A 24111-nucleotide genomic window follows, 5' to 3' on the forward strand; every position below is an offset into this window, starting at 1 on the left:
GTAACCCAATGAAGAAGATCATGACATTCGCGCTTATGGTTGCGCTTGCCAACGGCGCACTGGCGCATTCCAAAATTGAAGAAACAACCCCTGCCAACGGCGCCACGATAACCACTGTGCCCGCTGAAATTGGTCTCAACTTCTCAAAAAACATCCGGCTGACACGGATAGAGATGGCCCATGAAGAACACTCGGCGGTAAGCTTGGATTTGGGCGACCAGACAAGTTTTGGTCAGGCATTCACGATCCCACTGCCGAGCAATGGAACGGGCACCTATGTCATCGAATGGCGGGGTTTGGGTGAAGACGGCCATGCGATGCAGGGCGAGTTTTCCTTTACCGTGGAATGAGTATGCCAGACATCTGGGCGATTGCTGCGATCCTCGCAAAGCTGGTGCTCTACATCGGCTTTGCGGGCTCTGCCGGGCTTGTGATTGTTGGATGCCTCTATTCCGGCCTTGTCGCGCCGGTGAACCTTGCGATGACGCGCCAGGCCAGGGCCTTGGCATGGCTTGCTCTTGTCGCGACAGCAGTTGGCTTCTTGCTTCGTGGAGCCGCCTTGAAAGGCGGGGTTGACGGCATAGTCGATCCGAAGATGCTTGGCCTGCTGTGGCAGACATCCGTGGGCGACACACTTGTTTATCGCCTTGCAGGCGCAGCGTTGATCCTTGTTGGGCTGTCCGTTCCTCGCTTTGGTCAGTGGATCGCGCTGTTGGGTGGCACGATCGCTTTGTGGTCGTTTGCGCAGATCGGGCACGTTCCGGAACTGGAGAGCTTTGGTATCCAGCTCCTGCTCCTGCTGCACCTGTTATGTGTAGCTTTCTGGGTGGGCATCTTCAGCCCGCTGCGGAATATGGCCCTTGCTCCTGAACACCTGAAGGATGCTGCTGAACTCGGTCATGTCTTTGGGCAAGCTGCCACTTGGCTTGTGCCGGCATTGATCGTGGCGGGCCTTTGGATGGCCTGGTTGCTTGTCGGCAATCTCCAAGGGCTTCTGTTCACAGGCTACGGGCAGGCGTTGTCGCTCAAAGTGTTTTTTGTGGCGCTGCTGTTGTTTCTTGCCGCCGCAAACAAGCTCCGGTTTGTTCCGGCCATGCAAGGTGGAGAGGTCAAGGCGGCGCAACGCCTCGCCCGCTCCATCGAGTTTGAGGCATTGATGGTATTGATGGTGCTGGCGACAACGGCGACACTCACGAGTGTTCTGACGCTTCCGAATTCGGGCCATTAGAGCGGGCCAGACACCGGTGCGCGCGCAATGTGCAGCAATGGCAACGGCGGTGCACGATCCGATGCGAACAAGGAAGACAATCCCACTCAGGGCCCGCCGACCCTTGCCGCGGGGCCTAGCCATTGGGCCTATGGCAAACAGGGTTCAAACAGTGCCACCTGCGCGCCGGTCAACCGTAAGAAATCAAGCTTGTTCACCGCCTGTCTTTCGAACCATCAACACGCGACCTGCCGAATTCACTGGGGTCTGAACCCTGCAGCTTCCCCTCAGAACCTTAATGAAAGACAGGACATGCCACCATCAAGCTTTGCACAATCGGTATTGTCAATTTCAACGACCTCATAGCCTTCGCGGTCCAGCATCTCTGCGGTGCGTGGGAAACCAGCGGCCATCAGCACCAGATTGTTGAACCGGATCGCGTTTGCCGCCGCCTCCTCTCCGTCAGCAACATGCAGCACCCGGTAGCCTTCAAAGCAGCCCGAAGCGTCCAATCGCCGGGTCGCAAGAATTGTCTCGGCATCCATCAGAGAACAATCCGTTTTGAAGTGCAAAACGCCCTCGGGCGTGAACACTTCCCGCAGTTTGTGACCCCATTCCGAGGTGATTTTTGCCAGCTCCTCAACACCTTCCGCGTCAGTGCGGTCTGACCGGCCCACAAGAATTTCGCGGCCGGTTACAAGGATGTCTCCGCCCTCGATATGGCCGGGACCATTGATCTCTGTGACCGTTTCATAGCAGGCCCGCAGTGTCGGGGCGATCTCGGCCACTTCCCCCATTCGCGAAGGCGCGCCCGGCCGCATCAGCACAGCACCCTGCGGCAGGCACAGGGCCGTATCTTCCACAAACTGCGCGTCAGGGAACGCATCCAGGGGATCAAGCTCGATCACCTCGGCCCCGGTGCTTTTCAGTGCTGCCACGTATGCCCCATGCGCGGCCGTCATCCCATCGAAATCCGGGTTTCCGATATCTTCTGCGCGCAATCCGTCAGCGATGGTCGGTGCCGGGCGGCGAGTGATGGCGCGGGAAAACTCAAAAGTTGGGTCTGACATGTTTCAATCTCTCTGAGGTTCGAATTTTCAGGCGGTGACTTCGATCATCGCGGGCCCGCCCATGGACGCCATTTCGCGTAACGCTTGCGCGATGGACTGCGGCTTATCGGGAACCCTGGTATGTGGAATGCCAAAGGATCTGGCCGTTGCTGCAAAATCGGGGGGTGTGGGATCACATCCAATGACCGTCACGCCTGCATCCTGCATCGATGTGGCGATTTCCCGGTACCCGTGATTGTTCCAGATCACGAACGTGACCGGCAGGTTTTCGTCTACCGCGGCCATTGCTTCCGGCATTGAAAACTGCGCCCCGCCATCGCCGGTGATGCATATTACCCGCGCCGTTGGATCGGCAATCGACGCACCGATGGCTGCGGGTATGCCATAGCCAAGCGCACCATACCCCGTTGCCGCATTGAACCAGCCGCCAGCCCGGTCGTGATCATAGTAAAGATTGCCGGCATAAATGGGCTGGGTGGAATCCCCGACCATCAGAGCATTCGGAGACGCCGAGCGCATCGCATTCAGTATCTCCACCTGTTGGCGATAATCCGGACCAATCTCCTGCCAGGCCGCATTGCGCGTTTTTCTGGCACAGTCCGCACCGTCACTTTGCCGTGCCCTCTGCGGCAGGGCCTCATACAGGGCTGGCACAACCAAGCCGACGTCACCTTGAATGGCAATCGCTGCCTCATGCCGTGAAAGCTGATCGCTGCACCGATCAACCCGTATCATGCTTGGCAGTTTCGCAAACTGGCCGGTGGCATACATGTCATAATCGGTTGGCCCCAGCTCGGTTCCCAAGGCCAGAACGCAATCGGCGCTTTCCAACAATGCGCGCACCGCGTTCAGGCTGGGGCTGGCCGGTACGGTCAGAGCATGTCCGTGCATCAGGCCGCGCGCGTTGACGGTTTGCACAACCGGAGCATCCAGAGCTTCGGCCAGTGCCTGCAATCCCGCCTCGGCACGTTTCGCGCCGCCGCCCGCCAAAATGACGACTTTCTTTGCCTCAGCCAGTTGCCCTGAAGCCTGCCTGATCAATGCCGGGCTGACCGGAGGATCAGGGTCAGGCGTCTCGACTGCTGTTTCCTGGTATTCCGCCGCTGCGACATCCAACGGAACCTCGATATGCGCCGGCCCGCGGCGACCATTGCTGAGGCCGTGAAAAACGCGGTCCAAAACCGGGGCCAGAGCACTGGGGCCGGTGACCTGTTCGGATACCAACGCAACCGTTTTCGCCAGCCCGATTTGGTCTGGCAATTCGTGCAGATGCCCCAAACCCTTGCCAAGCGATCCGGTTTTGTTGACGCCGGACACCACCAGCATCGGTATTGAATCGGCCCGCGCCTGCGCCATCGGCGTCAGCGTATTGGTCAATCCGGGGCCGGTGATCACAAAGGCAACACCCGGTTTACCCGACACACGGGCATAGCCATCGGCCATGAAACCCGCCCCCTGTTCGTGTCTGGGCGTCACATGTCGTATGCCCGAAGCGGCAAGCCCTCGATACAGTTCCACCGTGTGAACGCCCGGAATTCCGAAGACGCAGGTCACATCCCGCTGGCGCAGCCCGGCAACCAGAGCTTCGCCAATTGTCATACCGCTCATGCGACCTCGCGTGATTTGCTGTTGGCGTGTTCGATGATACGGGAAACTGCGGTACCAAAATCCGTGTCATTGATCGTCAAAGCAACCCGCACCCAGTCCTTCAGGCTGTCACCAAAGGCAGATCCCGGCATGACGGCCACCCCGGCCTGAAGCAGATCCCAGGCATAGGCTTCGCCATCCAGCCCGGTGGCAGAGACATTGATGAGTGCGAACATTCCCGCCTCGGGCCGGTGAACTTTCAGATCCGTTTCGGCTTCAAGACGATCGGCCAACAGGGTCGCGCGACCAGAGAATCGGGCGGCCATACCGGGGGCAACCTCGGATCCGTCACGGATCGCCTTTTCGGTCATGTCCGCGATGAACGGTTGATTGCCAAAAAGCATGGTCTCGGAATAGGGCAGCAGCGCTTCGCAGAACGCGGCGGGCCCGACGCACCAGCCACTGCGGAATCCCGGAGCGGCATGAGACTTCGAGATGGATGATACGCCAATGACACGATCCGCCAGTTCCGGATCTGCCAATGGTGAAACAAATCGGGCACCGTCAAAGATCAGTTCTTCATAGACCTCGTCCGAGATGATCCACAAATCACGCGCAATCGCCAGCTGCCCGATCTCGGCAATGTCCGCGGCGGTCAGAATCGCGCCCGTCGGGTTATGCGGCGTTGTCAGAAGAATGGCGCGGCTGCGCGGAGTGATGCGGGCCGCGATATCTGCTGCCTGCATGCGAAACCCTTTCTCGGGCCGCAGCGGTACAGGTACCATCTCGGCCCCGGATGCACAAACAACACCTTCATAGGTCGCGTACATCGGATCGCCGACCAGAACTTCGTCGCCCGCCTCGGCGACCCCGGCCATGGCTGCGAACAGGGCGGTTTGCGTGCCGGGAAAGCACAGGAAATTCCCGGGCTCGAAAGCCCGCCCGCGAGAGGCAGAATAGCGCGCAGCCAGTGCGTCAAGCAGCCCTGCTTCACCGCGCCCGTTGGAGTACCCTGTCCGCTGCGCCCGCAATGATGCAACGGTGGCTTCGACCAGCGCGTCCGGCACCGGCACGTCCGGTTCTCCTATCGTCATTTCGACGATGTCCGCCCCGGCCTTGATCAGGTCGCGGGCTTTCAGATGTACGCCCCATTTGGCGCCACCCAAGCCCGCCAACCGTTCTGTCACCGATGTGGTCTTCATGACTGCTCCACCTCTTTGGTCAATGGAATCCCGACGATGGCGCTGACGGAATCCAAACCGATCCGCGCCAGCTGGCCTTCGCAAAACGCATCCGGAAGCGCGCCTCCTTCGAGCCACAGGCCGTCGATCACCGCGTTGCATGCGATGGCCAGTTGCATTGCCTCTGACGCATCAACCGAACGCCCGGCTTCCTGCAATGCCGCGACGATCAGCTTCTCGAGGTGATCCCGGAAATAGTCATAGGTTCGCTGGTGAATGCGCTGCATTTTCGGGTCATGCTGCACTTTGTTCAGGAAACCCGCCCACAACGCCACGGCACTTGGATCGACGATCGGCGGTCGTAGTGACGCGTCGACGAAGTTGGTCAACTTAGAAACCGCGCTTCCGGTTCCTGATGACGCCGCGGTCTGGTCCGTCAGCGTATTCATGTGGTGCTCATACGCCGCCTGAACCAGTTCGTCCTTGGATGAGAAATAGTGCCGGATCAAACCTTGGGTCACATTCGCGCGGGCTGCGATCTCGCGCACCGTGGCACCCCGAACGCCCATCTCGGCGATCAGGTCCAAAGTCGCCAGAATCAGCGCCTCGCGGCGAAACTCGGCAGACTCACGTTTGAATTTGCGGCTGTCGTCCTGCACGTCAGTGTCATCCATGGCACGGAGTTATTATACACTTGCATAATTGCGAGATTCGGGGCTTACTGCAAGCTGAAATCAGAAGATTCTTGGATATGGACACAGCCAAAGCAGTTGCACCCGCACCCGAAACAACCACGCCCGATGAGGCGATCAAGGTTGAAGATCTGCACAAATCCTTTGGCACGCTGGAGGTTTTGAAAGGCGTATCCCTGACCGCAAACAAGGGGGATGTTGTTGCCATTATCGGGGGGTCAGGCTCTGGAAAATCCACCATGCTGCGCTGCATCAACTTTCTGGAAACGCCGAGTTCCGGAAAGATAACCATCGGCGGTGAACTGGTTGAAATGCACACCGATGGCAGCCCTTCCAACCGCCGCCAGATCGAACGTATCCGCACGCGTCTGGCCATGGTTTTCCAGCAGTTCAATCTGTGGACACACCGCACGCTTCTGGAGAACGTGATCGAAGTGCCGGTGCATGTGCTCAAGGTGCCGAAGGCCCAGGCGATCGGGCGGGCGCATGAGCTGCTGACGCGGGTGGGCCTTGGCGACAAGGCTGACACCTATCCGGCCTATCTTTCGGGTGGTCAGCAACAGCGCGCCGCCATTGCCCGGGCGCTTGCAGTCGATCCTTCGGTGATGCTTTTCGATGAACCCACGTCGGCGCTTGATCCCGAGCTTGTTGGCGAAGTTCTGACCGTGATCCGCGATCTTGCCGCCGAAGGGCGCACAATGCTGCTCGTCACCCATGAAATGAAATTCGCACGCGAAGTCGCAGACCACGTTGTCTATCTCTTCGAGGGCCGCATCGAAGAGCAGGGCACACCTGCCGAGGTCTTCGGAAACCCAAAATCAGAGCGCCTGAAGCAGTTCCTCAGCTCGGTCGCCTGAACCTAAAAAACAAAACAAAATGAACCAAAAGGGAGTATCAAAATGAACGTCAAGAAACTGCTCGTGCCCGGCCTTGCCGCCGCTGTCCTTTCGGCTGGTGTCGCCAGTGCAGAAGAGGTCAAGATCGGCATCGCAGCCGAACCTTACCCGCCATTCGCATCACTGGACAGTTCAGGTAATTGGGTCGGCTGGGAAATCGATGTCATCAATGCGGTCTGCGCCGCTGCGGAACTTGACTGTGTCATCACACCGGTCGCCTGGGACGGTATCATCCCGTCGCTGACCGGACAGCAGATCGACGCCATCATGGCATCAATGTCGATCACCGAGGAGCGGCTGAAAACCATTGATTTCAGCGATCCTTACTACAACACACCTGCCGTCATCGTCGCGGACAAATCGATGGATATCGAAGCGACCCCCGAGTCGCTGGCCGGTAAGGTTGTCGGCGTTCAGGCTTCGACCATCCATCAGGCTTATGCACAGGAATACTTCAAGGATTCCGAGCTGAAAGTTTATCAGACTCAGGATGAGGCCAACCAGGACCTGTTCGCAGGCCGTATTGACGCCACACAGGCCGACAGTATTGCCATGGCGGACTTCGTGAAGTCGGATGCCGGGGCATGCTGTGAAATCAAAGGCGCCGTCGCAGATGATCCGGCTATCCTGGGGCGAGGCGTTGGCGCCGGTGTTCGCAAGGGCGCTGATGACCTGCTTGCAGCGCTGAACAAGGGCATCGCGGCAATTCTTGCCGATGGAACGCACGAGAAGATCACCTCGAACTATTTCTCGGCCAGCATCTACTAAGCGGCTGCTGTGACCGGACTGTTGGACTCACTTGGATTGGCGCAGAGCGCAGAGCTACTGTCGCTGTCGCCACCGGGTTGGGGGGGCAATCTGCTGCGCGGATTGTCCCACTCATTGCAGATCGCTTTTGGTGCATATGCGCTCGGCCTCGTGATCGGATTGTTCGGAGCCTATGGCAAACTATACGGTGGGAAGGTAACGCGCGATCTTCTTGCCATTTACACGACCGTGATCCGGGCCGTGCCGGAACTGGTCCTGATCCTGATCCTGTATTACGTGGGATCTGACATCATCAACAAAATCTCCGCTGCAATGGGTGGAGGCCGGGTCGAGGTCAATGGCGTCGCTGCGGGGATTTGGGTTCTGGGCGTTGTTCAGGGCGCATATGCAACCGAGATTCTGCGCGGAGCCATTCAGGCGGTTCCACCCGGACAGATCGAGGCGGCCAAATCCTACGGGATGCCCGCATTCATGACCATGCGGCGTGTCACGATCCCCGCCATGATGGGTTTTGCTGTACCCGGTCTGGCCAACTTGTGGCTGATTGCCACCAAGGACACTGCACTGCTCGCGGTCGTGGGGTTCAACGAACTGACACTGGAAACCCGGCAGGCCGCCAGCAGCACCCGGGCCTATTTTACCTTCTTTCTGGCAGCGGGTTTTCTCTACCTCATGGTCACTCTCTTTTCGGGTGGTATCTTCGCGCGGATCGAGAAATGGGCGCGTCGCGGTCAACCTTCTCTGAAAGGAGGTGGCAGATGATCGATCTCAGGTCTTTGATGCAACCCCATCGCATCGTGATGATGCTGGTCTTTGCCGGGATCGTGGTTTGGTGTGCGATGGCATTGCGGTGGGACTGGTTGCCGAAATACGCTCCGCTTGCATTACAGGGAATCTGGACCACACTCTGGCTGCTTGTTGTCACCGTCGTTCTCGGGTTTCTGCTGGCTGTACCACTTGGGTTGGCCCAGGCCGTTGGGCCCTGGTACCTTGCGGCCCCGGCCAAGGCGTTTTGCACCATCATTCGGGGCACACCTCTGCTTTTGCAGCTTTGGTTGCTGTATTATGGCCTCGGCTCATTGTTCCCTCAATTCCCATGGATACGATCGTCCGAGCTTTGGCCGTATCTGCGTCAGGCCTGGCCTTATGCGGTGCTGGCTTTGACGCTTTCTTATGCCGGCTATGAAGGTGAAGTGATGCGCGGAGCCTTCAAAGGCGTCGCCAAAGGTCAGCTGGAGGCGGCAAAGGCGTTTGGCATGCCAAGGCTGACGATGTTCCGCCGCATCTGGTTGCCGCAGGCAATTCGCAATGTCCTGCCGACCCTGGGCGGTGAAACCATTCTCCAGTTGAAGGCGACGCCCTTGGTTGCCACGATTACGGTGGTTGATATCTATGCCGTGTCATCCCGGGTGCGGTCCGACACGTTCATCATCTACGAGCCGCTCATCCTGCTGGCCGTATTCTACATTCTCGTTGCCGGTATTATTGCCCTGATGTTCCACTGGCTGGAAGTGAAGGTGCTGGGAACCGGAAGCCGAAATGGGCCAGCCGGATAGTACAAGCCGGAAGTAAAGCGAGACACACTGGCCTATTCCGGGCACAGGTTTCGTCGGCGCGTTTTCAGGCCGATTAAAACCATGGGCACACGATCAAGACGGTTGCCCGAAATGATTTAGGGAAGGTTCGGCTTGCAGGCCCCTGCGGCGAAGGCACTGGCAGCCCAGGGCCAGAGCCTGACTTTCTTATCCATTGCACAACGACCTGGAACACCGCGGCGCAATCTTCTGGTCGGCGCAGTTGCGGATGTCACGAAGCATTGCAAACTTGCCCCCCGTCCTTTGGGGCGCGTTCCACGAGGCGCGCATTCAGCGCAGCCCCGACAGAACCTGTTGCCGCAAACCCGTATTTGGATTTGAGCCGACGACCATCATTTTTTGGGGTGAAACACCTTTGATCGCGCGAATGGGCAGTATCTGCCCTGAACGCGGGTCATGGTGAGCCACGAACTGGTCATACCCATCGGGTCTGTTTGCCAATCAGAATAACGCTTAGATCGCCAGATACTCCTCACGAAGACCGGTGTCCTCAAGCACTTCTTTAGCCGTTCCGTCGAACACGATGGTACCGGTGTCAAGAATGATCGCGCGATCCGCCAGTTCCAAAGCGCGCACAGCGTTCTGTTCAACGATGATCGTGGTCATACCCTGCTGCTTGACATGTATGAGGGTTTTTTCGATTTCGTCGACGATAACAGGCGCCAAACCTTCATACGGCTCATCCAAAAGCAGCACCTTGATGTCCCTGGCAAGCGCTCTGGCGATTGACAGCATCTGCTGTTCGCCTCCCGACAATGTAATCCCCTCCTGCTTCCTGCGCTCACCGAGACGCGGAAACAGCTCGTAAAGCCGTTCAAGGGACCATCCGATCGGAGGAGCAATCTGTGCAAGTTGCAGGTTTTCTTCAACTGTCAGGCCGGGAATAATGCGTCTGTCTTCCGGTACAAGACCAAGGCCAGCCGCTGCTGCTTCATAGCTTGTCATGTTGTGCAGCGGTTTGTGGTCCAACCAGATTTCGCCATGTCTTACTTCGGGTTCTCCAACCCTTGCAATCGAGCGCAGTGTCGAGGTTTTGCCCGCACCGTTGCGCCCAAGAAGCGCAAGAATCTCGCCTTCATGCACATTGAAGCTGACACCCTGCACGATATAGCTTTCTCCATAATAGGAGTGCATATCCCAAACGGAAAGAAACGCAGGGGCGGTGCTGGCCATATTGGCGTTTTTCGAAAAGTCAGGTTTCTCGTTCATAGCTTGTCCTTACGCAGCCTCGCCCAGATAGGCTTCGCGAACCTTTGGGTTTCCGCGGATGTTTTCAGGAGTATCTTCAACCAGGGGTGTCCCCTGGGCCAGAACAGTGATGCGTTCGGCAAGGCTGAAGACAACATGCATGTCATGCTCGATGATCGCGATGGTGATGTCGCGTTCTTCCTTGATCTGTTTCAGCAGGTCGATCGTGTTGTTGGTATCCGCCCGCGCCATCCCCGCCGTCGGTTCGTCCAGCAGCAACAGCCTCGGATTCTGGCTGAGGCACATGCCAATCTCGAGCCGGCGCTTGTCGCCGCGCGACAGCGAGGCTGCATGCATCTCGCGCTTGTCGGCCATGTTCATTTCTTCCAGCATGGCTTCGGCCTGTTCAACAACAGCCTTTTCGTTGGCGATGGTCTCGTATGCATGCATCCGGAACGCGCCATCCCGCATGGCAAAGATCGGAATCAACATGTTCTCCATCACCGTCAATTCACCAAAAATCTCTGGTGTTTGAAACACTCGGCTTATGCCCATCTGGTTGATCTGGAAGGGTTCAAGCCCCAAGACCGATGCATTGTCGAACAATACGGACCCGGTATCTGGCATGAGCTTGCCGACCAGACAATTCAGCAAGGTCGACTTGCCCGCACCATTAGGCCCGATGATTGCGTGAACCGAATTCTCCTCGACGCTGAGATTCACATCCGTGAGCGCCTTGAGGCCGCCGAAGCGCTTGCTGACGTCTTTGACTCTTAGAATTGCCATGGCTCGCCCTTTATTCCGCCGGTTCCGTTTTGCCCGACGTCGCGTCGTCGGATTTTGATTTCTTGCGCTTGAGCCGGTTCAGCAAACGCTGACCACCTTCGACAAGACCACCCGGCAAGTAGATAACGACAAGCATGAAAAGAATGCCCAGCGTCAGATGCCAGCCCTTGCCGATGAACGGATGGATCAAGAAAACCACCGCGTCCTCCAGCCCGTCAGGCAGGAATGCAAACCAGCTGTGCAACACGTTGTCGTTGATCTTCGAGAAGATGTTTTCGAAGTACTTGATGAAACCCGCACCCAGCACCGGCCCGATCAGTGTGCCGGTGCCGCCCAGAATCGTCATCAGAACGACCTCGCCCGATGCGGTCCACTGCATACGTTCGGCACCTGCCAGCGGGTCCATTGCGGCCATCAGCCCACCAGCCAGGCCGGCATACATGCCAGAGATGACAAATGCCGCCAGCGTGTACGGTTTCGAGTTCAGGCCGGTGTAGTTCATCCGCTGCTGGTTTGATTTGACGGCCCGCAGCATCATCCCGAAAGGTGAACGGAAAATTCGGATGGACAGATAGAACACCACCATCAAAATCACTGCACACAGATAGTATCCCGCGTTGAAATCAAAACTCCACGCACCCACGTCTAATGTGTAGGTTGCGCGCATCGGCAACCCGAACAAATGCGGCAGGTCCGGCGAATTCGCCCCTTGCAGAATCTGTGGATCATCCGCGTAAACCTGCAATCCCGTTTCCCCGTTCGTCAGGTTGAATTTGGGGTTGGACAACACCGAATAAGCCAACGCAAAGCTCATCTGGGCGAAAGCCAGCGTGAGGATCGAAAAATAGATGCCCGACCGGCGCAGGCTGACGAACCCGATCAGCAATGAGAATACCCCGGCGACCACAACGCTGAGTGCGATGGCCGGGATGATGTTGTAACTCAGCAGCTTGAACATCCATACGGCGGAATAGGATCCAACGCCCAGAAAGGCCGCGTGTCCGAATGACAGGTATCCGGTAAGGCCGAACAGGATGTTGAAGCCGATGGCAAAGATGCCGAAGATCACAAAACGCTGCATCAGATCCGGATAGCCCGCGTTGAACTGCGCCATGGCGCTGCCTTCCGGGAACGGATTCAGGATGAAGGGTGCCAGCATCGTAAGGATGCCGACGATGATCAGCAGGCTGGTATCTTTTTTGTTCAGTCCCAACATCGATTATTCCTCCATCACGCCTTTGCGTCCCATCAAACCGCGCGGGCGTGTGAGCAGCACAATAATGGCAACAAGGTAGATGATGATTTGGTTGATGCCCGGGATCGTCGTTGTGGCCCAGGTCGTAGAGGCGAAGCTTTCGAGAATGCCCAGCAAAAAACCAGCCAGCACCGCGCCGGGGAGAGACCCCATGCCACCAACGACAACCACAACGAAGCTGAGGACCAGAAAATCCATCCCCATGTGATAGTTTGGTGGGTTGAGCGGCCCGTACATGACGCCCGCCAAACCGGCCACCGCGGCAGCGATACCGAACATGATCGTAAAGCGCCGGTCGATGTTGATCCCCAGCAAGCCCACAGTTTCGCGATCCGCCATGCCGGCGCGCACAACCATGCCGAAGGTGGTGAATTGCAGGAATGAGAAGACAGCACCGATAATGGCAACTGCAAAGCCAAAATAGACGAGGCGCCAGATCGGGTAGATGATCGCGTTGGGATCAAACCCGATCATGGTGCCAAGATCGATAGAGCCACTCAGCGCGTCGGGCGGCGGGGTCTGGATGGGGTTGGCACCAAAGAAATACTTTACGATTTCCTGCAACACGATCGCCAGGCCGAACGTGACAAGGATCTGGTCCGCGTGGGGGCGTTTGTAGAAATGCTTGATAAGCCCGCGTTCCATCACATAGCCAACCGCCAGCATGATCGGGATCGCAAACAGGATTGCCAATGGAACGGACCAGTCGATGATCGTCGCCCCGAACTCCGGGCCGAACCATGCCTCGACATAAGGTGTTTCCACCTTCAGCGGGTTGCCAAGAAAGTCGGTTTGGCTCTCGTCGATGGTTACAAAGCTCAGGTTCATGAGCTTTTGCAAAGTGACGGCACAGAACGCACCGATCATGAACAGGGCCCCATGGGCAAAGTTCACAACGCCGAGCGTCCCAAAAATAAGCGTCAGCCCCAGCGCAATCAGCGCATAAGCCGACCCTTTGTCCAGACCGTTCAGAATTTGCAATAGGATGGCGTCCATTGGCCCACCTCAGGGTTGGTCAGTGTGAATTGAGTGGCACAACAGGATCAACCCTGCTGTAGATGTCTGGCCACCATTTTGGCGGCCAGACTTTGATACGCGGTCTTATGCGCCCGGGTTACACTCACCCAGTGCGCCACCGGCAAACATCGGATGCTCCGGATCGTATTCGACCTGCGCGCGTGGGGTGATCTCGACGATCTCCAGCGTGTCATAGGCGTTGGTCGGGTTCATGTTGCCACGCACGACCAGCACGTCCTTGAAGCACTGGTGATCCGCGCCGCGATACCAGGTCGGGCCGTTGCCCAGGCCGTCGAACTCGAAGTCTTCCAGCGCTTCAACAACACCGCATGGGTTGAACGTACCGGCACGCTCGCAAGCATCAGCATATAGCAGAACCTGTGCATAGCAGGTTTGCGCCGAGTTGGACGGCGGCTTGCCGTATTTCTCGCCGAAGGACTTCACGAAGGCCTTGGTGCCTTCATCCTGCAACTGCCAGTTCCAGTTCATCGAACCCAGCACGCCTTTGATGTTCTCGCCAGCACCGGCGGCCATCAGTTCCGAATACAGCGGCACGACGATCTTGAAGTCCTTGCCGTTGGCGACTTTGTCGAGCAGGCCGAACTGAATCGCGTTGGTCAGCGAGTTCACCATGTTGCCGCCATAGTGGTTCAGAACCAGAACGTCCGCGCCCGAGTTCAGAACCGGAGTGATGTAGGACGAGAAGTCTGTTGACGCGAGTGGCGTTTTGACGGTGTTGACCGTTTCCCATCCCAGGGCTTCGGTCGAGGCGACGATGGACTCTTCCTGGGTCCAGCCCCAGTTGTAGTCCGCCGTCAGGTGATAGGCGCGGCGGTCATTGCCCATCTCGGCAGCCAGCACCGGCGCAAGCGCAGCGCCCGACATGTAGGCGTTGAAGAAATGGCGGAATCCATTGGCCTTCTTGTCCTTGCCGGTCGTGTCGTTGGCATGGGTCAGACCCGCCATAAAGATCACACCCGCTTCCTGACACAGGCCCTGAACCGCAACGGCCACGCCCGAGGACGACCCGCCGTTGATCATGATCGCACCGTCTTTTTCGATCATCGACTTTGCGGACGCACGTGCGGCGTCTGACTTGGTCTGGGTGTCACCTGTGACGAACTCGACCTTCTTGCCGAGGATGCCATTGCCCTTCAGCGCCTTGGACGTGAAGGTGTTCAGGCAACCGCCGTCACCCTCTCCGTTCAGGTGTTCCACCGCCAGCTGTTGCGCCAGCAGCTCGTCATTGCCCTCTTCCGCATACGGCCCGGTCTGGGGAACATTGAAGCCCAGGGTCACGGACCCTCCGGTTGGTTCGTTGGTGTAAGCGGCAGCCGACGAAGCCGTGAAGATCGTAGGCAGGGCCAGACCGGTACCTGCAACGGCACCAGACTTCAACACGCCGCGGCGTGTGACAGATTTGTTGGTCATTAATTCCTCCCATTTCCCTTTCTCTCGTCGTCTGGCTCCTCTTCCAGCAGACGAAAGCGCACTTATGTGCATTTCAATAATGGAAAGGCGGTGGAAAATTTCACAACAAATTACTGGATTTGAAACAAAATTTTGTAAACGTCTTGACGAAAATCAAGATCGGTTGAAAAGATTTTTCGTTTGCTTACATTTAAAAATATATTTTTCATATATTTAAATGTAAATATCGGTGACACATTTGTCAGGCATGACACCAATACTCGTTATCTGCGGCACCAAAAGCAGATTTGCAATACAAAGCCAGCATTTTCAGCACGCTGAATGGAAACAAGCTCTTCGCTCATCTGACGGTCCAGTTTGATTGTTGGCGCATGATCGCCCACTGGTTTGCCGGTATGATCGTGCCCGGCACGGGTGGGCGGCATCCCAGTGCGCCGAGCGGTCTTTCGTGCTCCGGTGTTCCGTCCGTTCCTCGATCAGGATCCGTTTGCCTAAGCCACCACCCTAATTTCGGATGCTGACGTCCGCTGTGACTTGTCAAGCCGGTGCGGGGCGCGACAGACCATTGGTCAGGGAACCAAAACCGCTGCCCCTTGCAATCGTCCGGCGCCCAGATCCGCGAGGGCTGTGTTGCCGTCTTTCAGTGAATATCTTTGGGTCCGTGTCTGGATGCCTGCGGCTTGAGCCATTGCAAAAAACTCCTCACCATCCTGACGCGTCAGGTTTGCGACAGACAGGATTTGACGTTCCCCCCAAAGATCGCTGTAGGGAAAGGAAGGAATATCGCTCATGTGAATTCCGCCGGAAACCACGCGGCCGCCCTTGCGAACAGATTGCAGCGCTTTGGGCACAAGGGCTCCGACAGGTGCGAATATGATTGCAGCATCCAGTTCCGCCGGTGGTCGTTCGTCGGACCCACCAGACCATACCGCGCCAAGGTCACGCGCAAAATCCTGCGCCTCGATATCGCCGGGCCGGGTCAGCGCATATACATTCCGGTCCTGCCAGACGGCCAGTTGTGCAAGGATATGCGCGGCAGCTCCGAAGCCATAAAAGCCGATATTCTTGGCATCCTGGGCCATTCGCAGACAGCGAAACCCGATAAGCCCGGCACATAACAACGGCGCCAGTGCAACCGGATCGGCAATCTCTGGCAGGGCAAAGACATACCGTGCATCCGCAAGGCAGGCTTCGGCAAATCCTCCGTTTCGCGTGTATCCCGTGAACACCGGCGCGTCACACAGGTTTTCCTGTGCGCGGCGGCAATACGGACATTTACCACAAGTGGACCCAAGCCAAGGCACGCCCACGCGCTGACCGGCATCCAGCCCTGTTACGGCATCCCCCTTTCGAACGATCCGCCCAACGATTTCGTGGCCCGGAATCAGTGGAAGTTCAGGATGTTCGAGGTCACCATCGACGATGTGCAGATCCGTCCGGCAAACACCACAAGCCTCGATCTGGATTTCGATGTCATGAGGGCCCGGCGCCGGAAGTTCGATGTCTTCCAGTTTCAGCGCGCGGCCGGCCTCGTTCAAAACCATTGCGCGGGTCATGGTCCAACTCTCCAGATACATCCGCCCGAAATCATCTGTTTATTGCCTCTTTTCGTTGCAAATTTCGGGCTCGGCCTTCGACAAAACCGTAAATGTGGCACTGGGTTCCGACGACCTGAACGATAGCACACCTGCGCCGCAGCAAGTCTTGATCCATCGCAAAGTCCCAGATCTGACCGAGCGACCAAAACCTCAACTGCACCTGAAGGGATTGCGCAGGATGTCCAAGGGTGATTGACCGGGCACTGACGGGTCTGACCCTCGCCACCGGTTTCAGGTCTGATGAATGTAGCTGCCCGGCGCTTTGAGCAGGTTTTCAGCCCCCCTTCGTTTTCCGCCCATCGGCGGCGGCGCAGTTTCGCCCGATGAACGGTCTTTGATCCAATCCACCATCGCAGGCCACCAGGAACCTTGCTTTTCTTCGGCCGACTCAAACCACTCATCCGGCGAGGTATACAGCGCGTCCGCCGGCCTGTGGCCCAACCGATAGTGGCGGTGCTTGTGCCCCGGCTCGCTGAGGATACCGCCATTGTGACCACCGTTGGTCAGCACGAAGGTGAGATCTCCGTCGGTAAACAGCCGAATTTTATACACTGATCGCCACGGGGCAATGTGGTCGGATTCCGTTCCGACCACAAACATGGGTACGCGTATGTCCTTGAGCGCAACAACCCGACCTTCGACAGAAAAGCGCCCGGCGCTCAGCCGGTTTTCCAAGAACAGACCGCGCAAATATTCGGAATGCATTCGCGCCGGCATCCGGGTCGTGTCATTGTTCCAGACGGTCAGATCCGTAGGCAGGTCGTCTTCACCCAGAAAATAGCGGCGCACAGCCCGGGCATAGATCAGATCTTCGGCGCGGATTGTCGTGAAAGTTCGCGTCATCTGAGGGCGGTCAAGATAGCCCTGCAACCACATCAGATCTTCGACAAAAGCGACCTGGCTGTCATCGATAAACAGCAAAAGCTCACCGGCTTCGGCAAAATCAACCTGCGCCGCCATCAGCGTAACGCTTGCAAGCCGGTCATCGCCATCGCGTTGCATCACCGCAGCTGCAATCGCCAGAAGTGTGCCGCCGAGGCAATACCCATTGGCGTGAATCTTTTGACCCGGAACGATTTTCTCGATGGCCTCGATCGCGGCCATGACACCGTTCAGGCGATAATCCTCGAGGCTGAGATCCGCCTGATCAGCGGTGGGATTGACCCAGGAGATCATGAAAACGGTAAAGCCCTGCTCGACCAGATAACGCACCATGGAGTTTTCCGGAGAAAGGTCGAGCACATAGTATTTCATGATCCAGGCGGGCACGAAAAGGATCGGTTCCGCCTGTACGCGCTTGGTGCGTGGAGTGTATTGAATCAGCTCGAACAGCGCGTTGCGATAAACGACCCTGCCGGGGGTCGCGGCAATGTCTTTACCGATTTCATACCCCTGAGGGGCAGGTTCGTGCTGTTGCGTTATGGTATGGGCAACATCCTCAAGAAAGTGGGCGGCGCCCTCTATCAAATTGCGACCGCCGGTCTGGAACGTGCGATTGATGATTTCCGGGTTTGACCACGGAAAGTTCGAAGGAGAGACAAGATCAAGTGCTTGGCGAATCTGAAATTGCGCGCGTTCGGCGTCGCGGGGGGCGATGCCGGGCATTTCGTCCGTTGCGGCCTGCCACCAATCCTGTGCGCTCAGAAAAGCCTGCTGCCAAAGGGAAAATGGCGCCTTGTGCCAGCCGGGCGCATTGAAACGGTGATCCTGCTTGCGTGGCTGAAAAGGCGGAGTAGCCTTCGCACCGGGCGCCATCTCGCTGGCATAGACCCAGAGTTTGGCCGCATCGCGTGCCGCGCGCTCTGTCAGTTCAAGCTGGCGTCCGGGGGAACGACCCAGATGCAGGGCCCAATCCATCCAGGTGGCCATTATCGAATGCGGGGAAACACCGGCGGTGGCACGGGCAAGGGCCGCGCGCGTTGCGCGGTCAAGTTTCTCATAGGGGTGTGGCGGGGCTTTCTTGCCGGTATCTGCCGCACAAACCCCGGCCTCGGCAGACAGCTTGTCAGGTGAGAGTTTGGTCATCTGGGTTCTCCGATCCGGGCAGAGTGCGAAAATGCTGCAAACCTTAATCCATCTGTCCACCAAGCCCTGGACCGACCAGTCAACCGCCCATTTTGATTGGACGTACTTGATTGCAACGCCGGACCTGGCGAGGCTTCCTGAAATGGACGCAAGCGCTTGGGAACCCGTGTTGCCGGGCGCCGTTCGCTATTTTGGCAACATAAAGAACTCTTCGAGTACAATCTTGCCATCCTCAACGGAATAAATGGCAATCTCGCTAAGGTTCATTCTTTGTCCGGTGTCTTTCTGCACGACCTCGGCATTGAAACGCACGCCAAAGCGATTGGGCGGATGAACAAAAGGACCATCTGCCGTAAGCGTTTGGATTTCATGCGTTTTCAGCCAATCTTCCCGCTTTGCTTTGATGGCGTCGCGACCCTTTGTAATCCGAAATTGCCGCACCGGAGGCACAACCGCCTCTATGGACTGAGCGTTTTCCGCGTACATCTCGTCAACACTTGCCAAGCCATTGCGATCACGCATCGCCTGAACAAATGTCCGCCCAATTTCGACCAGTCTTTCCATGCAAGACCTCCTGATACACTCGTGACTGTATCTCGTCGGGCCGCATCCAACCTTGACAAAGATCAAAATGAGACGGTCCTGCAAAGATTGGCCACCGGGCTTGCTTCGGAACAGGTAGAACTGCACCTTGTAAATTTGGACGCAGCAAGTAGCCGCCATTCGTTGGGCAAGATGTGATCCTGCGGGTCTTGGCGCATCTCAACTCTGTACCGGACGACACCATACTGCTCGAAACTGGCAACAACCCTCCTGCCGATATGCGCTTGACGCCAGCTCAGGCAGGAAGGTGCTGGCCCCTGCCCCTGATATTTCCGGGTGTTGAAGAGCGCGAATTGGTACGGGAACCTATTTCTGCACGCCCCTTGTTTCAGACGGCAGCTCTCGGAAAAACAGCCTGTAGTCGCGCGCGAACTGGCCCATATGCCAAAATCCGAGCCGGTTTGCAGCATCGGTTATTCTTCCGCTGAAAGACCCTGAAAGAAGGTCCTCGCGAACACGGTTCAACCTGAGACGCATATAATACGACTTGGGGCTTTGTCCGAACTGTTCCTTGAACGCGCGATCCAGAGTTCGCCAAGACGCCCCGCTTTCTTTACAAATCTCTTCAATTGAAATCGGGTCTTCCAGATTGGCAACCATAAGATCGGTTGCGCGATCCAGGGCACGCCGCCTGGTGCCCGCCTGACTCCTGTCAAAATGCGCTTCGTCGTCGGTCAGGATAACCAGGGCTTCAAGCATCAGGGCCTGCTCAGCCGCCTCAGACCACTGCGCATCAACACTGTTAAGAAGCCCGGCTACGCGACCCTCCAGGTTCGCCATGCTGGCCAAACCTGCTTTGGACCTCAGCCTGTGGGCATCCGGGTTGTAGCGCGCCAGGTGAAATCCGCAGGACTCTGCAAAATTCTCCAATCTTTGGGTTTGGAAGGAAATGACATTTCCCGTGAAACCGGCCGTCGAAATACCGTCAAACCCATCACTGTCACCGAAGGACAGGAATGCGTTATCGGTTACGTCCTTTGCCTGCCATTTGTCGACCGCACCATTTGACGGAATCCCGAACGTCATCCAGCCCTTGGGCGAAACACCACGTTGATGAACGCGTTGGTTCATCGCGATGCTGAGAGCGGAGACCGATCGCCCTGAGCGCACCCTTATGGACGTCGACAACCGACCGGGATCGAGCTGTCGGAAGTCTATCTCCCACGGCGTAATTTCCCCGATTTTGTTGGGGTGTTCGAAATTCAGCACGGCTGTGGGCGTAACCCCGTCTGATACGGAAGGGACACCCTTTTGCGAATTTGGCGAATTCTTGATGTGGTCCATTCCCAGAGCCTGACACTTTACCGGTAATGTAGCGAATTCGAACCGCGGGGAGTCAAGTGTCAGCAAAAACTCCAAACCTCGCCACCATGGGCCGACCACGGCTTCCTGAGGCCGATGCCCGATCAGAGCGCGTGGTGACGTTTCTAACGCCACCAGAACACCAGCGGTTATCTGCGCTGGCGCATCAGTCAAACCAATCTCTTTCAGCAAAATGTCGCGACCTGATTGTTCAGGCGATGAACTTCAGGAGCACCAAAGGGGGAACGAAGAATGACTAGTGTTGTCCAAAGGACTGGCATCGCAGCCTGTTTGCTAGCAGCGCTGAGCACCACACAATCGGCCGCACAACAAGACGCGATTGTGCATGACGGTGAATTTGCGTTCCTGCGCGCCCAATTTGGCGAGCAATGGGATGCGCAGGACGTCGAGATTGATGCGAGGCTGGCTGAACTTCGGGAAGCCAACGGCGGCAAACCCCCGAATTTCCTGTACATCCTCATCGATGACATCAGCTTTGGCCAGATGGGCGAACGCAAACTCAACTATGTGATGGGCATTGAAACCCCGAATATCAATGACTTTGCCAGCGAAGGCATGTCGTTGATGCGGATGTACACCGAGCCCTCATGTACACCCACTCGTACGGCCATGCTGACCGGGCGCCACCCGATCCGGGCCGGCGTGGAAGAGGTGAAAGTGGCTTTGGTGGGGGAAGGGCTTCCTGCCAGCGAAGTGACGCTGCCGGAAATCCTGAAACAGGCGGGCTACAACACCTCGCATGTCGGCAAATGGCATCAAGGCGATATCGAAGAGGCCTATCCGCACAATCAGGGCTTTGACTGGGCGGCCTTCCCGCTGCATCAGCAGGTTCAGCTGAGCCTGATGACCCGCGAGGCGATGCAGGCGAACAACATGTTGGGGTACCACGCGTCGGGACAGAACAATGCCCTTCTGCTGGATGAGCGTTTCAAGCCCTATGGTTTGGTGACAGGTGTCGAAGCCGAGGCCGGAGGGCAAGCCCGCGAAGTCGAAATGGCCGCAGGTGAAGAATGGACCCAAGCCAAATACGAAGAGATGAACGAGCGCTACCAGACGCAGGCAATTGAACAGCTCGAGCGTGTCGCAGCCTTGGATGAGCCGTTTTTTCTGCAATACTGGCCGCTTTATCCGCTGAACTTTGTCTATCCCGATCAGGCGCTGTCACGTAACGGCGGCTTCCACGCGGACAAGTTGCAGCTTCTGGACGGTTGGATCGGCGACGTTCTCGACGCGCTGGAGAAGACCGGCGAGGCGGACAACACCATCGTCATGATCATGGCCGACAACGGGTTGATGTACCATTACGAAGGAACATCCGGGCTGAACCAACTGATCTATCGCGGCGGAAAGACCCAACATCTCGAAGGGGGTGTGCGCACTGATGCATTCATTCGCTGGCCCGGTGTGATCGAGGCTGACAGCGCCGCCGGTGACATTTTTCATGTGTCGGATATCTACACGACGATGGCGCGTATCGCTGGCGCCACCGACTATATCCCGCGTGATCGGGTGATCGATGGGATCGATCAGACGGCCCTGCTGCTGGAAGGCGAAGGCAATGGGCGACGCGACTACGTCTATGTGTACGAGGGCCCGGTTCTTCGCTCGGTCGTGAAACAGGAGTTCAAGATGCACCTGCCTGCGCCGGGCGCGCCCGGAGCCGCCGCGCCAACGTACAACATCTATCGCGACCCGCGCGAACTGCATCCGCTGGTCGGGTACTCCCTCTGGGCCGGCGCATCGTTCCAGGACATGATCAAGCGACATCAGAAGATGATCGCCAAGTATCCGAACTCGGAAATCGGTAAAGACGTCCCCTATGGCGGCATCGAGAACCTACGCCCCGAAAGCGAAAAGGCGCGGCAGGTTTTCATGAGCTGGCAAGAGTGAAGCCTTGATGGCGCGCGGAACCTGCCCGCGCGCCAACGACAACCTATGCAGTCAAGACAACACTGGGCCACTCCCCAAGGCTTGGACAAGATTCCGCGTGGCCCAAGCCAATGGAATGCCGAGGAAGGTAATGTTCCAAGGCAGTCTTTGAACGCATCGGCGCCAGTGTTTGCCCTGATATTGTTCAATCTGGTAGCAACTGGCTTTTTAGGCTTTGACCGGATGTGGTTTTTTGCGGATCGTTTGACCGATGTGCCAACCGTATTCCAACCCAGCTGGACAAATCACCGTGCCCAAAAACTCTGCTTTGATTACTGACTACCTTAGCCGCCGCGGCATTTTGAAAGCCTCCATGAGCGTGGCCGCATCGCCTGCTATGCTGGGCGCTGCCTGGAACAACGTCACAACCAAGATTGAGGCCCGACAGTCCGAACCGGGGCTTGAATGACCTTTGATCGGGTACTCCTCACGGTTCTGCTGCCGTCGAGGAGACGGGATCGAAATCAAGGTCAGCGCTTTCAACAAAGATATTGATCCGAACGCGGCCCATATCACGTCGCCCAGCATCGGTGCCACGGTGGCCGAGCAATACATCGTATCGCGCTAGGACACGGTTTCGAAAACTAGTTGGGCGCAGCTGATCGAAGGCACAGATGACGAGGATACGGTCAAGAAATACCGCTACAGCTCGTCCCACATCGTTGTTGCCCCGAAAGGCCAGGGCGAGGCCTTCTGCGCGGGCACCATCTATTGGTTCCTATGTCTCAAGTGGAAGGACCGCACCACTCAGCAAATCACGCATAACGTTCTCAGGCGTTATACAGCCTGAACCTAAGCAATTGCAGATAGGCTGGCTTGGCTGATCCTTCCCTACCGGAAAGATCCCGCCGACGCTGTCTTGGCAAAGCTACAGCCTGTACGACATTCCATTCAACACTCTGACCTGCGCAGAAACACTGCCATGTTTCGAAATCTGCTTTTCCCGCGTTACAGGCCTCTGACAGTTTTGCCGCAGAGCAATCGCACAGGGTATTTGCCACAAAGAGCTGCCCTGCCGCATGCTGGAGGGTGGTTCAACAGCGGTCACGAGAAGACCAACACCTGATTGCAACACCCGTTCCACGCAACTTGCAGTTTGCAAATCTGATCACCCTCTCTGCAATCGGACCGTGATTTCGGACAGCCGGGACCAGGATTGGAACGTGATCGGCAAAGCAAGTGCGGCTTCAGCAAATTCCCATGAGTAGCTGACAATCGAAAAGATCATTCCGGGTGTCGCCTCCAGGTTTTGCGTCGCGAACCACAGGTTGAACAGGATCAGACCAATCAGCAGAACGAAGATCACACCATACAGGTAGGCTTCGGTATCCGAGAGCTTCACTTCGAAACGACGCAGTTTCGTCAGGTGGACAAGCACCGGGCGGACGCGGCGTTGCTCCAGAATGCTGACCTGATGTTCCATCTGCTCATTCAGGGCCCGGTTCCATTGCCAGAACGTCGAATGAAACAGGGCGTAGATGCATATCATTCCCACAAGCACCCCGCAGGCTGACAGAGCCAGCACCGGCGAGAAGTAAAACAGCAATATTGCTGAGACGACGAACTGCATGATTCCTGAAATGGCCGAAGGCAGGATCTCTTCCAGAAAGTCGGCCAGTTCGCGCCCCATTCCGATCCGGGCGTTCAACGAAGAAATCGGCAGGTTTGAAAAACGCGCAGCAAGCGCCTTGCCCAGTTCGACGCGGATCGTTCCGTAGACGCGCGTATCGTATATCCGCCGGATCACGCCGATCAGCGTGAGGGCGACCATAAGAGCGCCCAGATGCACAAAGGGCTGAAACTGTCCGCTCAGCAATCCATCGATGGCAAAGCCGATAAACAGCGGGATTAGCACAGTCAGTGCTGTTTCCGACAGGATCAGAAACCATGTGATCCCCACACGCCACCGAAACACGCTCAGCAACGTGCCTATAGTCAGTTTTCTGTCCCTCAGCATGCG

The 24111-nt window shown here is 57.1% G+C and carries 21 protein-coding genes; 7 read left to right on the top strand and 14 right to left on the bottom strand.

The window, feature by feature from the left end:
• The first annotated feature begins 8 nt into the window (after window positions 1-8).
• Together GS614_RS07405 and GS614_RS07410 are read left to right on the top strand one after the other, a co-directional pair.
• On the top strand, window positions 9-350 hold the full coding sequence (locus GS614_RS07405) for a copper resistance CopC family protein (RefSeq protein ID WP_171118868.1): 342 nt from the start codon (window positions 9-11) through the stop codon (window positions 348-350).
• A 2-nt stretch (window positions 351-352) separates the two neighbouring features.
• Window positions 353-1228, top strand: a complete 876-nt coding sequence (locus GS614_RS07410) for a copper resistance D family protein (protein ID WP_171725958.1) — start codon at window positions 353-355, stop codon at window positions 1226-1228.
• Window positions 1229-1494: 266 nt separating this feature from the next.
• On the opposite strand, the gene GS614_RS07415 is transcribed toward GS614_RS07410, so the two are convergent.
• The 4 genes from GS614_RS07415 to GS614_RS07430 are packed head-to-tail and all read right to left on the bottom strand — an operon-like array spanning window position 1495 to window position 5719.
• Window positions 1495-2277 carry a dimethylarginine dimethylaminohydrolase family protein gene (locus GS614_RS07415; RefSeq protein WP_171725848.1) on the bottom strand — a complete coding sequence of 261 codons (783 nt, stop codon included), beginning with the start codon at window positions 2275-2277 and terminating at the stop codon, window positions 1495-1497.
• Between the two features lie 27 nt (window positions 2278-2304).
• Window positions 2305-3885 carry a 5-guanidino-2-oxopentanoate decarboxylase gene (locus tag GS614_RS07420; protein WP_171725849.1) on the bottom strand — a complete coding sequence of 527 codons (1581 nt, stop codon included), beginning with the start codon at window positions 3883-3885 and terminating at the stop codon, window positions 2305-2307.
• Complete coding sequence (locus GS614_RS07425) at window positions 3882-5066, bottom strand: pyridoxal phosphate-dependent aminotransferase (protein ID WP_171169001.1); 1185 nt, start codon at window positions 5064-5066, stop codon at window positions 3882-3884. Before GS614_RS07425 ends, GS614_RS07420 begins: the two co-directional genes overlap by 4 nt.
• Window positions 5063-5719, bottom strand: a complete 657-nt coding sequence (locus GS614_RS07430; protein WP_216601096.1) for a TetR/AcrR family transcriptional regulator — start codon at window positions 5717-5719, stop codon at window positions 5063-5065. The genes GS614_RS07425 and GS614_RS07430 overlap by 4 nt, the downstream gene beginning before the upstream one ends.
• Window positions 5720-5796: 77 nt before the next feature.
• On the opposite strand from GS614_RS07430, the gene GS614_RS07435 reads away from it, so the two are divergent.
• From GS614_RS07435 to GS614_RS07450, 4 genes are read left to right on the top strand one after another with little or no spacing between them, the layout of a single operon-like run.
• A complete protein-coding gene (locus GS614_RS07435; RefSeq protein WP_171725850.1) occupies window positions 5797-6594 on the top strand; it encodes an ABC transporter ATP-binding protein in 798 nt (265 codons plus the stop codon).
• Between the two features lie 42 nt (window positions 6595-6636).
• On the top strand, window positions 6637-7401 hold the full coding sequence (locus GS614_RS07440; RefSeq protein ID WP_171725851.1) for a transporter substrate-binding domain-containing protein: 765 nt from the start codon (window positions 6637-6639) through the stop codon (window positions 7399-7401).
• Window positions 7402-7410: 9 nt separating this feature from the next.
• Window positions 7411-8163 carry an ABC transporter permease subunit gene (locus GS614_RS07445; protein ID WP_171725852.1) on the top strand — a complete coding sequence of 251 codons (753 nt, stop codon included), beginning with the start codon at window positions 7411-7413 and terminating at the stop codon, window positions 8161-8163.
• Window positions 8160-8957, top strand: a complete 798-nt coding sequence (locus tag GS614_RS07450; RefSeq protein ID WP_171206779.1) for an ABC transporter permease — start codon at window positions 8160-8162, stop codon at window positions 8955-8957. The genes GS614_RS07445 and GS614_RS07450 overlap by 4 nt, the downstream gene beginning before the upstream one ends.
• A 492-nt stretch (window positions 8958-9449) precedes the next feature.
• Here GS614_RS07450 and GS614_RS07455 read toward each other — a convergent pair whose 3' ends face one another.
• From GS614_RS07455 to GS614_RS07495, 9 genes are all read right to left on the bottom strand, one after another.
• Window positions 9450-10205 (bottom strand): ABC transporter ATP-binding protein, encoded by a 756-nt coding sequence (locus GS614_RS07455; protein ID WP_152459073.1) that lies wholly within the window; start codon window positions 10203-10205, stop codon window positions 9450-9452.
• A gap of 9 nt (window positions 10206-10214) precedes the next feature.
• A complete protein-coding gene (locus tag GS614_RS07460; protein WP_152459074.1) occupies window positions 10215-10970 on the bottom strand; it encodes an ABC transporter ATP-binding protein in 756 nt (251 codons plus the stop codon).
• A gap of 10 nt (window positions 10971-10980) precedes the next feature.
• Window positions 10981-12186, bottom strand: a complete 1206-nt coding sequence (locus GS614_RS07465; protein ID WP_171363975.1) for a branched-chain amino acid ABC transporter permease — start codon at window positions 12184-12186, stop codon at window positions 10981-10983.
• Between the two features lie 3 nt (window positions 12187-12189).
• Complete coding sequence (locus GS614_RS07470) at window positions 12190-13221, bottom strand: branched-chain amino acid ABC transporter permease (RefSeq protein WP_171118891.1); 1032 nt, start codon at window positions 13219-13221, stop codon at window positions 12190-12192.
• 105 nt (window positions 13222-13326) lie between these two features.
• Window positions 13327-14673: a substrate-binding protein gene (locus GS614_RS07475; protein WP_152459077.1), complete on the bottom strand. Its 1347-nt coding sequence runs from the start codon at window positions 14671-14673 to the stop codon at window positions 13327-13329.
• 569 nt (window positions 14674-15242) lie between these two features.
• Window positions 15243-16229, bottom strand: a complete 987-nt coding sequence (locus GS614_RS07480; RefSeq protein ID WP_171725853.1) for a zinc-binding alcohol dehydrogenase family protein — start codon at window positions 16227-16229, stop codon at window positions 15243-15245.
• A gap of 273 nt (window positions 16230-16502) precedes the next feature.
• On the bottom strand, window positions 16503-18296 hold the full coding sequence (locus GS614_RS07485) for an alpha/beta hydrolase (protein WP_171329198.1): 1794 nt from the start codon (window positions 18294-18296) through the stop codon (window positions 16503-16505).
• A 186-nt stretch (window positions 18297-18482) separates the two neighbouring features.
• Window positions 18483-18860 carry a nuclear transport factor 2 family protein gene (locus GS614_RS07490; RefSeq protein WP_171118898.1) on the bottom strand — a complete coding sequence of 126 codons (378 nt, stop codon included), beginning with the start codon at window positions 18858-18860 and terminating at the stop codon, window positions 18483-18485.
• Window positions 18861-19205: 345 nt separating this feature from the next.
• Window positions 19206-20375: an AraC family transcriptional regulator gene (locus GS614_RS07495; protein ID WP_171725854.1), complete on the bottom strand. Its 1170-nt coding sequence runs from the start codon at window positions 20373-20375 to the stop codon at window positions 19206-19208.
• A gap of 78 nt (window positions 20376-20453) precedes the next feature.
• Between GS614_RS07495 and GS614_RS07500 the strand changes: the two genes are divergently transcribed.
• A complete protein-coding gene (locus tag GS614_RS07500; RefSeq protein WP_171725855.1) occupies window positions 20454-22112 on the top strand; it encodes a sulfatase-like hydrolase/transferase in 1659 nt (552 codons plus the stop codon).
• A gap of 1147 nt (window positions 22113-23259) precedes the next feature.
• Here the strand turns inward: GS614_RS07500 and GS614_RS07515 are convergent.
• Window positions 23260-24108, bottom strand: coding sequence for an ABC transporter six-transmembrane domain-containing protein (locus tag GS614_RS07515; RefSeq protein WP_171615456.1), 849 nt, complete (start codon window positions 24106-24108; stop codon window positions 23260-23262).
• Window positions 24109-24111: the final 3 nt, after the last annotated feature.

This window comes from Ruegeria sp. HKCCD6604, from assembly GCF_013110635.1.
Taxonomy (GTDB): domain Bacteria; phylum Pseudomonadota; class Alphaproteobacteria; order Rhodobacterales; family Rhodobacteraceae; genus Ruegeria.

What these genes read in the sequence shown, in the direction of transcription:
- GS614_RS07405 (WP_171118868.1), top strand. Translation starts at nt 9, where the DNA reads ATGAAGAAGATCATGACATTCGCGCTTATGGTTGCGCTTGCCAACGGC.
- GS614_RS07410 (WP_171725958.1), top strand. Translation starts at nt 353, where the DNA reads ATGCCAGACATCTGGGCGATTGCTGCGATCCTCGCAAAGCTGGTGCTC.
- GS614_RS07415 (WP_171725848.1), bottom strand. Translation starts at nt 2,277, where the DNA reads ATGTCAGACCCAACTTTTGAGTTTTCCCGCGCCATCACTCGCCGCCCG.
- GS614_RS07420 (WP_171725849.1), bottom strand. Translation starts at nt 3,885, where the DNA reads ATGAGCGGTATGACAATTGGCGAAGCTCTGGTTGCCGGGCTGCGCCAG.
- GS614_RS07425 (WP_171169001.1), bottom strand. Translation starts at nt 5,066, where the DNA reads ATGAAGACCACATCGGTGACAGAACGGTTGGCGGGCTTGGGTGGCGCC.
- GS614_RS07430 (WP_216601096.1), bottom strand. Translation starts at nt 5,719, where the DNA reads ATGGATGACACTGACGTGCAGGACGACAGCCGCAAATTCAAACGTGAG.
- GS614_RS07435 (WP_171725850.1), top strand. Translation starts at nt 5,797, where the DNA reads ATGGACACAGCCAAAGCAGTTGCACCCGCACCCGAAACAACCACGCCC.
- GS614_RS07440 (WP_171725851.1), top strand. Translation starts at nt 6,637, where the DNA reads ATGAACGTCAAGAAACTGCTCGTGCCCGGCCTTGCCGCCGCTGTCCTT.
- GS614_RS07450 (WP_171206779.1), top strand. Translation starts at nt 8,160, where the DNA reads ATGATCGATCTCAGGTCTTTGATGCAACCCCATCGCATCGTGATGATG.
- GS614_RS07455 (WP_152459073.1), bottom strand. Translation starts at nt 10,205, where the DNA reads ATGAACGAGAAACCTGACTTTTCGAAAAACGCCAATATGGCCAGCACC.
- GS614_RS07460 (WP_152459074.1), bottom strand. Translation starts at nt 10,970, where the DNA reads ATGGCAATTCTAAGAGTCAAAGACGTCAGCAAGCGCTTCGGCGGCCTC.
- GS614_RS07465 (WP_171363975.1), bottom strand. Translation starts at nt 12,186, where the DNA reads ATGTTGGGACTGAACAAAAAAGATACCAGCCTGCTGATCATCGTCGGC.
- GS614_RS07470 (WP_171118891.1), bottom strand. Translation starts at nt 13,221, where the DNA reads ATGGACGCCATCCTATTGCAAATTCTGAACGGTCTGGACAAAGGGTCG.
- GS614_RS07475 (WP_152459077.1), bottom strand. Translation starts at nt 14,673, where the DNA reads ATGACCAACAAATCTGTCACACGCCGCGGCGTGTTGAAGTCTGGTGCC.
- GS614_RS07480 (WP_171725853.1), bottom strand. Translation starts at nt 16,229, where the DNA reads ATGACCCGCGCAATGGTTTTGAACGAGGCCGGCCGCGCGCTGAAACTG.
- GS614_RS07485 (WP_171329198.1), bottom strand. Translation starts at nt 18,296, where the DNA reads ATGACCAAACTCTCACCTGACAAGCTGTCTGCCGAGGCCGGGGTTTGT.
- GS614_RS07490 (WP_171118898.1), bottom strand. Translation starts at nt 18,860, where the DNA reads ATGGAAAGACTGGTCGAAATTGGGCGGACATTTGTTCAGGCGATGCGT.
- GS614_RS07500 (WP_171725855.1), top strand. Translation starts at nt 20,454, where the DNA reads ATGACTAGTGTTGTCCAAAGGACTGGCATCGCAGCCTGTTTGCTAGCA.
- GS614_RS07515 (WP_171615456.1), bottom strand. Translation starts at nt 24,108, where the DNA reads ATGCTGAGGGACAGAAAACTGACTATAGGCACGTTGCTGAGCGTGTTT.